Source organism: Algoriella sp. (assembly GCF_036647415.1).
Taxonomy (GTDB): Bacteria; Bacteroidota; Bacteroidia; order Flavobacteriales; family Weeksellaceae; genus Empedobacter.
In genome coordinates this window covers 1-13141 of record NZ_JAVXKG010000005.1, presented here as the reverse complement: position 1 = coordinate 13141, position 13141 = coordinate 1, and the positions used below count along the sequence as shown (strand labels likewise).

Sequence of the window (13141 nt, the reverse complement as noted above, 5' to 3'; positions counted from 1 at the left end):
TAATATAAAACAAGAAAAGTGCAATTAGTTGCACTTTTTAAAATTTAATATAAGTTTTGAATAAAATTGGCGTCAATTAGTGCCATATATCGCACTATTTAAATAATTCTAAATATTAATACACTACAAATCAACCAGTTGAACTAGTTGTTTTTGAATTTCTTCATTTTTTATTTTACGATGTGATGCGCTGTACACACACTTTCCATCTTTTATTATTAAGATTTGTGGTGATTCGTGCTGAACATTGTAACGACGTTCAATCTCATTAGAGATTGGTCTATACGTTAATAAATCTAAATAATTCAGTTCAAAATCACTTTCTTTTACAATATCCCAAATAATATCACATAACCCACAAGTTGTACTATGTTTATAAATAATTTTTGGTTGATTAAAAGATACTTGATCAATTTGGTCTAAGTGATCTAAAGTTGTAATATCTATTTTTTTCATTTTTGTTTCAATTATTTCATCTATAAAATTACATTGAAAAGAAGAAATAACCTATTCTATTTAATTATTGTATTTTCTTTGTATCTCAAAATATAGTTAATAGTAGATTTTTAAAAATACTATATAAGATGTTAAACTTATTATAAAATTAGCTACACCAAAACTACATCTCACTCCCCTACACTATTGATGATTATAGAGCTTGTTACTTTCTGTATCGGGGGAAATAATAGTGTTAATACCAGACAAATAACACCATTCAACTACCTAACATTTAAAACGTTAGTCTTTTTGTTTTATATTTGAAAATAGTTAAAAGGATAATAATTATCCTATTTGTACATCAATTGTACACCAATATTATTTAGTTACTAAAAATGGTGTATAAATGTACACCATCAAATATAATCGTTATGAAAAATCACTCTCAAACAAAGAAAAATTTCAGAAAATAAAATTACTCTTTTTCTTGAATTTTATAAAGGGACTACCACAACAAATCTATATTAGAGTATCTTTAATATTGGAATACAGAAATAATGAATTTCTTTTCATTAAATTTAATGTTTCAATTGCACCTAATGATAAAAAAAACTACGATTCTGACTTTTTTTCTTCTACCTATTTTTTTTAATTCTTGTATACAAGAAGAAGAATTGGATACAAATGCGGATATTTTAGAAGCTTATATTCCACCTCAGTATCTCAAAACAGATCCAATTATTACCAATAATTCGATTGAATTTAGAGTAAAATCTAATATTGATTTGAAAAATCAAGCTCCAGTTTTTATTCTATCACCCAATGCAACCATTGATCCTGTTAATGGAACTCTTCGCGATTATTCAACAACACAAACTGCCGTAGTAACTGCTCAAGATAAACGTTGGAAAAAAGTATATACAATCAGTTTTAACATTGATGAATTAAGTACTTCATATTTATTTAATCAAGCCGAATTAACGGATAAAGATCGGTATTATCGCTTTTATTCAATAGGTTCTAATGGTGATAAAATTTATGATTGGGCCACTGGAAATTCAGGCTATGTAACTGTCGCTGGAAATAAAACACCCGATGAATATCCTACAACAGTAGAAAAAGGTAGAAATGGAGGTTATGCAGCCAAAATGCAAACTCTTTATACAAGTAGTTTTGCTGCTGCAACTGGAAATCCTATTGCGGCAGGAAATTTATTTCTTGGGAGCTTCAAAACAAATATTTTCAATACGCTAAAATCGACCAAATTCGGATTGCCCTATTCAGGTGAATTACCAAAATCTGTTCGCACCTATTATAAATATAAAGCTGGAAAAGAAGTGAGAGATCAAGATTTTAAAGTAATTTCAGGAGCAGTTGACTCGTTTGATATTTATGCTATTATTTTTGAGTCACAAGCAAAAGATAATTATTTATACGGAGATCATGATTTTAAAGATCCTCGAAATGTTGCTATTGCAAGAGTATCGAAAGCAGATCGTTTGGAAACTTCAAATTGGAGAGAAATTAATTTTCCGTTCAAATTAGTCGAAGGAAAAAAATATGATCCTACGAAAGAATATGTTTTAGCCATCGTGATGTCATCGAGTATTGATGGAGCCTATTTTACAGGTGCTATCGGAAGTACATTAATTGTTAATGAAGTTGAATTAATTTATAATTAGAAAAAATGGAAAACTGTATTAAAAAAATTTTCACATTTATCATCCTATCCAATTCATTTCTTATAATAAATGCCCAAGAAATTGAAAATGGAGAACAAAATGAAGTTTCATTTTTTAAGAAAAATATAGATTATCAAGTCAAAGCTCAATTTAGTATTGGTGGAGCTTCTCCAATTGGAATGCCTTCAGAAATTCGAAAAATTGAAAGTTATAATCCTACTTTACAATTGGGATTAGGTGCAAATGCTACAAAATGGTTTAATGATAAACATAAATTTGGAATTCGAGTCGGATTACATGTAGAAGGTCGCGGAATGAAAACCCAAGCAAAAGTAAAAAACTATTATACGCAAATAGAAGATGATACTAGTGCCCAAACGAAAGGTTTTTTTACTGGACATGTGATTACTGAAATGGACAATGCGTATGTTTCTATGCCTGTTTTATTAGTGTGGAATACTTCTACAAAATGGAATTTGTATGGTGGATTTTACTTTTCTGCATTGATTGATAAATCCTTTTCAGGATATATTTATGACGGTGTTTTTAGAGAAGGAAGTCCTATTGGAGAGCCTACAACTTTCGAGAATACAGCCAAAGGTTTGTATGATTTTTCAGATTATTTAAGCACATTTCAATTTGGAAGTCAGCTCGGGGTTGAATATAAATTAAAGAATCATTTTAGCTTATTTTTTGATGTTACAATGGCACATAAACAAGTTTTCAAAAAAGATTTCGAAGCAATTTCATTCAAAATGTATAACATTTATGGAAATACTGGATTTGCTTATAATTTCTAGCTTTTCAATCAACATTAAAAAAGTAAACATAAATATTACTAAAATAAAACAGAAACCCGTTGTGCATTTTGCTAATTTCAGCAATTAAACCGTCAATTAGAGTGGAATTTTATAAGAATTTTGTATCGAGATAAGGTTTTAGAAGATAAAATTCTATTCTCGATACAATTTTTATTCATTCTTGTACTGAGTTTATCGAAGTGTCATTTCTAAAAATCATTAGAACTGACGAATTTTAATTCAAAATGAACAACGAGTTAAAATATTTCTCAAATATTCATATAAATCATATTTTTGCAAAAAATAGTTTAGAATTGAGTAAAATAGTAAATTATATCAGCTGTAAAACCTGTAATGGGAATGGACAAAAGAGCCAAGGAATTTCGAAAAAGAAACTCTTACGTTATGAATTTGCACTTGCTCAATATAAAAAAGATGAAAATGTAATCGTTCCTCCTATCAAACCAAAAAAATCCATGCAAATTTGTACTTCTTGCTCAGGTACTGGTTTGATGATTTCTGATGAACGTCCTTTGGCAGATGACAAAAAACCTCATATCGCTATTGTAGGTGCCGGAATTGGTGGTGTTGCATTGGCATTAGCTTGTTTGCATCGACAAATTCCTTTTACACTTTTCGAAAGAGATTCTTCTTTTAATGATCGTTCTCAAGGTTACGGATTAACTTTACAACAAGCAAGTAAAGAAATAAAAAAATTCGGAATTCCGACTTTAGACGAAGGCATCGTTTCTACACTACATTTTGCGCATAATGTAGATGGAAATGTTATTGGAAAGTGGGGATTAAGAAATTTACTTGATAAAGACGCTATTCAGGATAAAAATAAAGATAAACATACCAATATTCATATTGCTCGGCAATCTTTGAGATTGGCTTTTTTAGACCAATTGGGAGGCGATAATCAAGTTTTATGGAATCATCAATTAATTGATTATAAAATTAATGAAGATATAGAATTAACTTTTGATGTTGATGGAGTTCAAAAACAATTCAAAGCAGATTTACTTGTTGGTGCAGATGGTATACGCAGTTCTGTTCGCCGATTATTGATTGATGAAAAAATAAGTCCTTTACGCTATTTAGGTTGTATCGTTATTTTAGGAATTTGTAAATTAAATGATTTAGAAAATTCTGATAATCCTTTGTTAGACGGAGCTACTGTGTTTCAGACAGCAAATGGAACAGAACGAATGTATATGATGCCTTACGACAAAGATGCTATTATGTGGCAATTTAGTTTTCCAATTTCAGAAGATGATGCGAAGACTTTGAGTAAAAAAGGAGCTGAAGAATTAAAAAACGAAGTTTCTAAAAGAACGCAATGGCACTCTCCTATTCCACAAATTATAGCTGCTACCGAAACGAAAGAAATTACAGGATATCCTGTTTATGATAGAGATTTATTAAGTCAAGATTTGTTAAAAAATGCAGGACCAGTTACATTAATTGGTGATGCAGCGCATCCGATGAGTCCTTTCAAAGGTCAGGGTGCAAATCAGGCATTGTTAGACGCTTTATTATTAGCACAGAAAATAACATCTGCTTATAATCATTCAAATACTAAAATTAATTTACGTAATGAAGTTTTAGAATCTTATGAAAAAGAAATGATAGACCGTAGTAGTGTCAAAGTGAAAAAATCTGCCGACGCAGCAAAATTTCTTCATTCTGAAATTGTTTTACAAGAAGGAAATGTAACTTTTGGTTCTAAATGGTCGTCTAATATGTAAATTTATCATTTTTCGAAGCTAAAAACACAAGAAAACTTTATTTATCACATAATTAGAACCATTAACATTTCTATCCTAACCTCAACTCACTGTTTTATTTACATACCTAATCAATTAAATTTCAGTAGAATTATCTCGCAATATTAAATTAACATTAAATAATTATTTACACAATATTAAAATTTGAATTCATTGTATTTTCGGGCTTCAAAATTTATGTATGGACTTTAGTATTTTTTTACAGCCCGATGCGTTAATCGCATTATTTACATTAACCATGTTAGAAATTGTTTTAGGAATTGACAACATCGTTTTTATCTCTATTTTATCAGGTAAATTACCTGCTCATCAACAAAAGAAAGCTCAACAACTTGGTTTATTTTTAGCCATGTTTACCCGCGTACTTTTATTATTCTCACTAAGCTGGGTTATGAGTTTAACAAATCCGATGTTCAATATTGGTGATTGGATTGGTATAACTTCTGGCGATTGGCACGATAAATTAGCCATTTCTGGTCGAGATTTAATCTTATTAGTTGGTGGTTTATTCTTAATTTATAAATCTACAGTAGAAATTCACCACAAAATAGAAGGTGTTGTAGAAGAAGGCGGAAAAGTGAAAATACATTCTTTTGCAGGAACAATTGTACAAATCTTAATTTTAGATATTGTTTTTTCTTTAGACTCTGTAATTACAGCAGTTGGTATGGCAGAACATATAGAAGTAATGATAGTTGCTGTTATTATCGCAGTTGTTGTAATGATGCTTTCTGCAAGTGCAGTTTCTAAATTTGTAAACGATCATCCTACTGTAAAAATGTTAGCTTTATCATTCTTACTATTAATTGGAGTTTCATTATTAGCTGAAGGATTTGATCAACATATCTCAAAAGGATACATTTATTTTGCGATGGGATTCTCTGTTTTAGTAGAATTCTTGAACTTAAAAATGAAGAAGAAAAATGCAAATCCTGGAATTGTCCGAAATATTGTCGGAAACGAGGAAGAACAAAACAAAAATTTATAAGTAACTTTAAGGCCTCAAATTGAGGCCTTTTTTATTAGAATAAATTCCATGCAAAATATAAAATTAATCGTGACAGATATGGACGGAACCTTATTGCGTTCAGACCATACTTTAAATCCAGAATTTCATAAAATCTATCAACAATTAAAAGAAAATAACATCATTTTTGTTCCCGCAAGTGGTCGTCAGTTTTACAGTATTGTAAATTATTTTGAAGATATAAAAGACGAATTAGCCATTATTGCAGAAAACGGAACGTTTGTTACCTACAAAGGAAATGAGGTTTTTGTAGATGAATTAGATTTTTCTGTAGTAAAAGAAATCATCGAAGAAGTTCGCAAAATAGACGGTGCAAATATTGTTTTGGCTGGTAAAAATGCAGCTTATGTAGAATCTAAAGACAATACTTTTATCGAGTATTATAAAAACTATTACGCCAAAAATGAATGGGTTGATGATTTAACAAAAATCGAAAATGAACAATTTATTAAAATTGCTATAAATCATCCAAAAGGAACAGAAGAACATGTCTACAAAAATGTATTAGCGTTCGAAAAATATGGGTTGAAAGTAGTTGTTTCTGGCGAAGTTTGGTTGGATATTATGAACAAAAAGTCGAACAAAGGTGTTGCATTAGAAACTTTAATGAAAAAATTAAATATTTCTTCCGAAGAAATCATGGTTTTTGGGGATTTTATGAATGATTTGGAAATGTTAAATTTGGCTAAATATAGTTTCGCCATGCAAAATGCACATCCAATTGTTAAAAATGCAGCTAATTTTTTAGCTCCTTCTAATGATGATGATGGTGTTTTACAAACTATTAAAAATTATTTACAACAATTAGAAACCGTAAACACTTAATTAACTGACAAATAACATTATTATTTAACACAGAGATAATTTAATATTTACTAATTTCGCTCAAAACCTAAATCAATCATGTTTATCCTGAACAAGCATTTAAAAAATGCTTTATTACTAAGTTCGCTATTGATTACTTTTTCATGTAAAAATGATCAAATTTCAACAAATTCTTCTATCGAAATTTCTAAGCCAAAAGAAATTTTGCAACAAGATTCTGACAGTTTATATACGATAAAAACAGACTCTTTAAAGCATTTATCAGATACAATAGCAAAAGATGATCATAAAAATCCTATTGATTCTACAAAGCAATATGTGTATTTAACTTTTGATGATGGACCATATAAAGGAAGTAAAAACATCAATAAAATATTGACGGAAGAAAATGTAAAAGGAACAGTTTTCTTGGTTGGTTTTAATGCTTTTACAAAAGAATTAAAGCAAAATGTAGAAGATTATAAGCAAAATCCTAATGTAGAAATTGCAAATCATACCTATTCGCATGCACGCAATAAATACAAACATTTTTACGGTATGCCAGAAGGTGTTTTGGAAGATATTAAGAAAAATGAAGTTGTACTAGATATACATTCGCGTTGGGTACGTTTGCCTGCTCGTAACACATGGAGATTAGGAAATAGAAAGAAAAATGATCCTGTAAAAAATGCGATTCCAGCAGCAGATTTACTTGCTAAAAACCAATATTATATTTATGGTTGGGATTTTGAATGGGATAGAAATGCACAAAGTTTAACAGCTCCTGAAAAAATATATGATGGAATTGTACATCGATTGGATCAAAATAAAACATTTGAGAAAAATCATTTGGTTATCTTGATGCACGACGATATGTTTAACAGCGATTTGAATACAGAAAAACTAAGACAATTGATTGTTTTACTTAAAAATAATCCAAAAATTGTGATTGAAGGTATTTCGAATTATCCCACCACTGTAAGTTAATTGATTATAAAATATTCAATAAAAAAGCCTCTAAATATTTAGAGGCTTTTTTACGTTTAAACTTTATTTTCTTCTTTTATAAAATCATTAATAATTACATTTATACGTTTAGAACGTATATTTTTTTCGAAACGAGTTGGTTCTGCTGCACGATCTGTACAATTTTCCATTCCACAATTTTCGCATGTAACAGCTACCTCACGAATAGGAATTTGAGGATCATTCATAAATTTTATTTTTCGCTGTGCCGATTTATATAAAACACCAATCGTTACACTTCGTAAATAATTAGGATTAAATGGATCTTTTGTCGCCGAAGAAATCACATAATATTTTTGATTGTTATTGAATGGATAAATAGAAATCTGAGCCGAAATTTCATGATGATCATCTTTCTGATTTTCTAATTCTTTCAAAACATTTAATGAAACCCAACGACGACAATAATGCTCCTCCGTTTCGTTTGCTTGCGGCGATTGTTGTTGATTAAGATGTAACTCTTTTGTTAATTTAAATGAATTTGAACCAACTTTTGTAGACAAACGCAGAAAAAATAAATCGCGAATATTAAAATGTTTTGGCAACAAATTCGTCATTCGTTGATAAACTGTTTCTGGAGATTCGGTATATTTTCCTAATATTTCCTGAAATTTTGATAAATCATGCGATTCAAGTGCAAATAAATTCTGCATATCTTTCAGTAATTTATCTTCTGGTAAAAGCAATGCACCCGCAAAATACGAAGCATAAAAATTATTTAACAATTGATCAAAAGTCTCAAAACTTGCCCAAGAAAATGTATAAAGTCTTTCGGTTAAATTCAAATAATTATAACCTAATTCTTTTGCTAAAATAAATCGTTTTTGATCATTATCTGTTGTCGAATTAATGTACAACAAATGTTTCTCCTTGATATATATCGAACGTAATTTAGCTAATTCTGGCGCTCCTAAATCTTTAAAATCCTTGTAAATAATCGTATAATCATATTCCTCCTTCAATAATTCTTCCAGCGCTTCATTCGTCACATAATCATCCGAATTAACTAAATATTCCTTTAGAAAAACCTTTGCAGATTGTTCTATCTCTGGAAAATAATTATCATTTGCTTCTTGAAAAGAGCGTAACGAAGCCAAATAAAAACTTTCTTTTGTTAAGTTATAATTATTACCGATTTCTATTAATGTCGAAATAAAAGCATTTACCTTCATTGGAGCATTAGAAATAATCTCAATCAAATCTCTTTCTTCTATTCCAAAAAGCTCCAAAGGAATTTCTTGTAATAAGTTAGATTGTAAAATTTCTGCAATTGGCGCCAAATTTTTATCCAATTTTAGTGAAACTATTTCGTCATAAGGTATCTCTAACGCTTCTGCAAGCAAAATAATCTTATCAGTTTTTGGATATTTTTTACCTTTTTCTATCTCATTTAAATAAGATTTCGAAAGCCCTGTTAACTTAGATAACTTAAACAATGACAATTCTTTATAGGCTCTCACTTGTTTTAGTTTTAATCCAAAAATTAATTTAATATATTCTTCTTGCATAATTTTTTTAAAAATATTTGGTAAATGTAAACGAATTTTTATAATTTAGCGAACGTTCGCTGAAAGTTAATTTCCGCTGATAACCAAAACCAAAATTACAACAAAAACACAAAAAATGGATACTATTACAAGTGAATTAAAATTATCACATCATGTACTGGATAGTTATCCGGACATTTTGACAAAAGAAGCAATTGAATTTTTGACTGCTTTGCACAAAAAATTCAATAACAAACGTCTTGAATTGTTAGCTGAAAGAAATGAAAGACAAATCTTTTTTGATTTAGGAAATTGTCCTACTTTTTTATCAGAAACAAAAGATATTAGAAATAGTGATTGGGTAGCCGCTCCTATTCCTACTGACTTACAAGATAGACGTGTAGAAATAACTGGTCCTGTTGACCGTAAAATGGTGATAAATGCTCTTAATTCTAGAGCAAAAACATTTATGGCTGACTTTGAAGATAGTAATTCTCCTACATGGGATAACAATCTACAAGGTCAACAAAATTTAAAAGACGCAGTAAATGGTACAATTTCTTTAGAATCTAAAGGAAAAACGTATCAATTAAATAATAATACTGCAGTTTTATTGGTAAGGCCAAGAGGACTGCATCTGAATGAAAAACATGTTGTAATCAACAAGCAAGAAATATCAGGCTCACTATTTGACTTTGGTTTATATTTTTTCCATAATGCACACACGTTACTTTCCAAGCAAAGTGGGCCTTATTTCTATCTTCCTAAATTAGAACATCATGCAGAAGCCCGTTGGTGGAATGATGTTTTCGTGTTTGCACAAGACTATTTAGGAATACAACAAGGGACAATTAAAGCAACAGTTTTGATTGAAACAATTACAGCATCATTTCAATTAGACGAAATTATTTATGCATTAAAAGAACATATCGCAGGACTAAATTGTGGTCGTTGGGATTATATCTTTTCTTACATCAAAAAATTAAAAAAACACCCAAATTTTATTGTTCCAGATCGTTCTCAAGTAACGATGACTTCACCATTTATGTCTGCGTATTCGCAAGCTGTAATTCAGCGTTGTCATAAACGTAATATTCATGCGATTGGCGGAATGGCAGCTCAAATTCCTATCAAAAATGATGAGGAAGCAAATAAAGCTGCATTTGATAAAGTGAAAAATGATAAACTTCGCGAAGTAAAAAATGGACATGACGGAACTTGGGTTGCACACCCAGCATTGGTTTCTGTTGCAATGGATATTTTTGATGAATACATGCCTCAATCTAATCAAATTGATAATAAGCGTGAAGATGTTGTAACAACTGCAGAAGCCTTATTAGAATTACCGAAAGGAACAGTGACTGAAAAAGGAATTCGTGATAATATAAATGTGGGAATTCTATACATAGAAAGTTGGTTATCTGGAAAAGGTGCAGCTGCTTTGTATAATTTGATGGAAGATGCAGCAACAGCGGAAATTTCTCGTACACAAGTCTGGCAATGGCTACATCAAAACATTACACTAGAAAATGGGCGTGAATTTAATGCCGAAACATATAAAAAATTAAGAGCCGAAGAGGTTCAGAAAATAAAAGAATTAGTTGGAGAAGAAAGCTACAAATCAGGAAAATTTGATCGAGCAATCACAATTTTTGATGAATTAGTTTTATCTCACAAGTTTACAGAATTTTTAACATTAGAAGCCTATAAATATATTTAAAAAGCCCATATCCCAAAGTAATACACAGTCAACCATACTTAAACAAAACATAAAAATTACAATTATGAGCAATCAAGAAAGAATTCAGAAAGTTCAGCAAGATTGGGAAACTAATCCACGCTGGAAAGAAGTTACTCGTCCTTACACGGCAGAAGATGTCATCAAACTAAGAGGATCTTTAGATATTGATTATACTTTAGCGACTTTAGGAGCTAAAAAACTTTGGGAAGGATTAAATACAAAACCTTTTATGGCAGGACTTGGTGCTTTGAATGGAAATCAAGCTATACAAGAAGTGCAAGCAGGTCTTAATGCAATTTATCTTTCGGGTTGGCAAGTAGCTGCGGATGCAAATCTTTCAGCAGAAATGTACCCAGATCAATCACTTTATCCAGCAAATTCTGTTCCGATGGTTGTAAAACGTATTAATAATTCGTTGCGTCGTCGTGATGAAATACAATCTGTTACAGGTCAAGGAGAAATTGATTATATGGTTCCGATTGTTGCTGATGCAGAAGCTGGTTTCGGAGGAAACTTAAATGCTTATGAATTGATGAAACAAATGATAGAAGCTGGTGCTGCTGGTGTTCATTTTGAAGATCAATTATCATCTGCAAAGAAATGTGGACATTTAGGTGGAAAAGTTTTAGTTCCGACACAAGAAGCTATTAACAAATTAGTTGCTGCGCGTTTAGCTGCGGATGTTTGTGGAACGCCAACTCTTTTGGTTGCAAGAACTGATGCTGAAGCTGCAAATTTAATTACTTCTGATATTGACGAAAGAGATCAACGTTTTATTATTCCAGGAAGTAGAACTTCTGAAGGATTTTATAATGTAAAAAATGGTTTGGAACAAGGAATTGATCGCGCTTTGAGCTATTCTCCTTATGCAGATTTAGTTTGGATGGAAACTTCTAATCCAGATTTGGGTATGGCAAGAGAATTTGCACAAGCTATTCGCGAAAAATTTCCAAATCAAATGTTAGCTTATAACTGTTCGCCGTCTTTCAATTGGGCAAAACATTTGACTGTAGCACAAATGGAAACATACCGTGAAGATTTAGCAGAAATGGGTTACAAATTCCAATTTATCACATTAGCAGGTTTCCATGCAATGAATACTTCTATGTTCGAGTTGTCTCGCGCTTATAAAGCAAAAGGAATGGCTGGATATTCTGAATTACAAGAAAGAGAATTTGCTTTGCAAGATGAAGGTTTTGCAGCAGTAAAACATCAATCTTTTGTAGGAACACAATATTTTGATTACGTACAAAACACAGTGCAACAAGGTGTTTCGTCTACTACAGCAATGGCTGAAAGTACGGAAACCGCACAATTCTAATACTTACATACTTTTCAATTTAAAAGGACATCCCGCAACGATGTCCTTTTTTTGTGGTAAACATTAAAATAAAAAATATTCACAACCAAATTTTATATTTAAAAGTTTAAAACAGAAGCTTTAACTAAAAGTTCTCATACAATGATTATAAGATTGAATTAACGTTCTTCTGAAGTATTTAGAACATCAGGACTTTTAATCGTTTATTGCAACTTAAAATACATTGTTTTTTAATCTATTTTTTTCTAAAACTGCAAAATACAAAATTCTGAATAGTATCAAAAGGCGTTGAATGATCAACTTTAAAACATTCAATTTTATCAAAATCATTCAAGAAAAGATTTGATAATGAACTTTCTGAATACTGTTTATTTCAATTCCACTACATTTTGTAGGACCTTGCTCAGAGAATGTTCCAATTGCTAAAATTCCGTTTGATGAAATAGATTTAGCTGCAGTTTCTATATAATTTTTGACTTCATTTTCTGAAGTCAAAAAATGAAAAGCTGCTCTATCATGCCAAAAATCGTATTGCTCTAAAGGTTGAAAATTTACAATATCGACCACTAACCAATTAACTTTTTCTGCTTTTATACCAAGTCGTTCTTTTGCCCTATCTATCGCAGATTGAGAAATATCGAGAACGCTAATATTTTCAAAGCCTAAATCTAACAAATGATCTACAAAGAAGCTATCTCCACCACCAATATCAATGATTTTAGCAGTTTTAGAAAGGTTAAATTGTTGAATAAAATCTATTGATATTTCGGGATTGGGTTGATACCAGCTAACAGTTTCTAAAGGTTTAGTATCGTAAATATTTTCCCAATGATTTTTTCTATTAAAATTTTCCATATTTGAATCAAATTTTAATTAACAACATCCAGAGTTTGGTGTACAACAAGCAGATTGAGATTCACCTAAATTTACTTTTTGTTTTTCTATAGGAATTCCACAAGCATCTAAAGCCAAGCAAGCAGTTTGTTTATTTTTTAGTATAAAATTTCTACCATTAAAATCCAAAT

12 protein-coding genes are annotated in these 13141 nt (G+C 30.5%); 8 read left to right on the top strand and 4 right to left on the bottom strand.

The window, feature by feature from the left end; translation table 11 throughout:
- Positions 1-123 precede the first annotated feature (123 nt).
- Entirely contained in the window at positions 124-456 is a 333-nt protein-coding gene (gene ytxJ, locus RSC72_RS03250; RefSeq protein WP_332544432.1) for a bacillithiol system redox-active protein YtxJ, read from the bottom strand.
- 581 nt (positions 457-1037) lie between these two features.
- Between ytxJ and RSC72_RS03245 the strand changes: the two genes are divergently transcribed.
- The 6 genes from RSC72_RS03245 to RSC72_RS03220 all read left to right on the top strand — a co-directional run bounded on the left by RSC72_RS03245 (position 1038) and on the right by RSC72_RS03220 (position 7528).
- Positions 1038-2120 carry a PCMD domain-containing protein gene (locus tag RSC72_RS03245; RefSeq protein WP_332544434.1) on the top strand — a complete coding sequence of 361 codons (1083 nt, stop codon included), beginning with the start codon at positions 1038-1040 and terminating at the stop codon, positions 2118-2120.
- Between the two features lie 5 nt (positions 2121-2125).
- Positions 2126-2920, top strand: coding sequence for a porin family protein (locus RSC72_RS03240; protein WP_332544436.1), 795 nt, complete (start codon positions 2126-2128; stop codon positions 2918-2920).
- A 245-nt stretch (positions 2921-3165) separates the two neighbouring features.
- A complete protein-coding gene (locus tag RSC72_RS03235; RefSeq protein ID WP_332544438.1) occupies positions 3166-4671 on the top strand; it encodes an FAD-dependent oxidoreductase in 1506 nt (501 codons plus the stop codon).
- Positions 4672-4891: 220 nt separating this feature from the next.
- Positions 4892-5698 (top strand): TerC family protein, encoded by an 807-nt coding sequence (locus RSC72_RS03230; RefSeq protein WP_332578410.1) that lies wholly within the window; start codon positions 4892-4894, stop codon positions 5696-5698.
- A gap of 48 nt (positions 5699-5746) precedes the next feature.
- Complete coding sequence (locus RSC72_RS03225) at positions 5747-6562, top strand: HAD family hydrolase (protein WP_332544440.1); 816 nt, start codon at positions 5747-5749, stop codon at positions 6560-6562.
- A gap of 78 nt (positions 6563-6640) precedes the next feature.
- The gene (locus RSC72_RS03220) at positions 6641-7528 is read left to right on the top strand and encodes a polysaccharide deacetylase family protein (RefSeq protein ID WP_332544442.1); all 888 of its coding nucleotides are present in this window, start codon (positions 6641-6643) and stop codon (positions 7526-7528) included.
- Between the two features lie 56 nt (positions 7529-7584).
- On the opposite strand, the gene RSC72_RS03215 is transcribed toward RSC72_RS03220, so the two are convergent.
- Positions 7585-9075, bottom strand: a complete 1491-nt coding sequence (locus RSC72_RS03215; protein ID WP_332544444.1) for a helix-turn-helix domain-containing protein — start codon at positions 9073-9075, stop codon at positions 7585-7587.
- Positions 9076-9190: 115 nt separating this feature from the next.
- Here RSC72_RS03215 and aceB point away from each other — a divergent pair, with 115 nt between their 5' ends.
- Positions 9191-10774 (top strand): malate synthase A, encoded by a 1584-nt coding sequence (gene aceB / locus RSC72_RS03210; protein WP_332544445.1) that lies wholly within the window; start codon positions 9191-9193, stop codon positions 10772-10774.
- Positions 10775-10838: 64 nt separating this feature from the next.
- Complete coding sequence (aceA, locus tag RSC72_RS03205) at positions 10839-12116, top strand: isocitrate lyase (RefSeq protein ID WP_442878307.1); 1278 nt, start codon at positions 10839-10841, stop codon at positions 12114-12116.
- A 330-nt stretch (positions 12117-12446) separates the two neighbouring features.
- Here the strand turns inward: aceA and RSC72_RS03200 are convergent, their stop codons facing one another.
- Positions 12447-12971, bottom strand: a complete 525-nt coding sequence (locus RSC72_RS03200; protein WP_442878308.1) for a class I SAM-dependent methyltransferase — start codon at positions 12969-12971, stop codon at positions 12447-12449.
- 18 nt (positions 12972-12989) lie between these two features.
- Positions 12990-13141 (bottom strand): DUF6428 family protein (locus RSC72_RS03195; protein WP_332578420.1); only part of this gene is annotated, 152 nt, incomplete at its 5' end.

Excerpts from the sequence above, each read along its gene's own strand:
- aceB (WP_332544445.1), top strand. The coding sequence starts at position 9,191 with ATGGATACTATTACAAGTGAATTAAAATTATCACATCATGTACTGGAT.
- aceA (WP_442878307.1), top strand. The coding sequence starts at position 10,839 with ATGAGCAATCAAGAAAGAATTCAGAAAGTTCAGCAAGATTGGGAAACT.
- RSC72_RS03200 (WP_442878308.1), bottom strand. The coding sequence starts at position 12,971 with ATGGAAAATTTTAATAGAAAAAATCATTGGGAAAATATTTACGATACT.
- RSC72_RS03240 (WP_332544436.1), top strand. The coding sequence starts at position 2,126 with ATGGAAAACTGTATTAAAAAAATTTTCACATTTATCATCCTATCCAAT.
- RSC72_RS03245 (WP_332544434.1), top strand. The coding sequence starts at position 1,038 with ATGATAAAAAAAACTACGATTCTGACTTTTTTTCTTCTACCTATTTTT.
- RSC72_RS03225 (WP_332544440.1), top strand. The coding sequence starts at position 5,747 with ATGCAAAATATAAAATTAATCGTGACAGATATGGACGGAACCTTATTG.
- RSC72_RS03220 (WP_332544442.1), top strand. The coding sequence starts at position 6,641 with ATGTTTATCCTGAACAAGCATTTAAAAAATGCTTTATTACTAAGTTCG.
- ytxJ (WP_332544432.1), bottom strand. The coding sequence starts at position 456 with ATGAAAAAAATAGATATTACAACTTTAGATCACTTAGACCAAATTGAT.
- RSC72_RS03215 (WP_332544444.1), bottom strand. The coding sequence starts at position 9,075 with ATGCAAGAAGAATATATTAAATTAATTTTTGGATTAAAACTAAAACAA.
- RSC72_RS03230 (WP_332578410.1), top strand. The coding sequence starts at position 4,892 with ATGGACTTTAGTATTTTTTTACAGCCCGATGCGTTAATCGCATTATTT.
- RSC72_RS03235 (WP_332544438.1), top strand. The coding sequence starts at position 3,166 with ATGAACAACGAGTTAAAATATTTCTCAAATATTCATATAAATCATATT.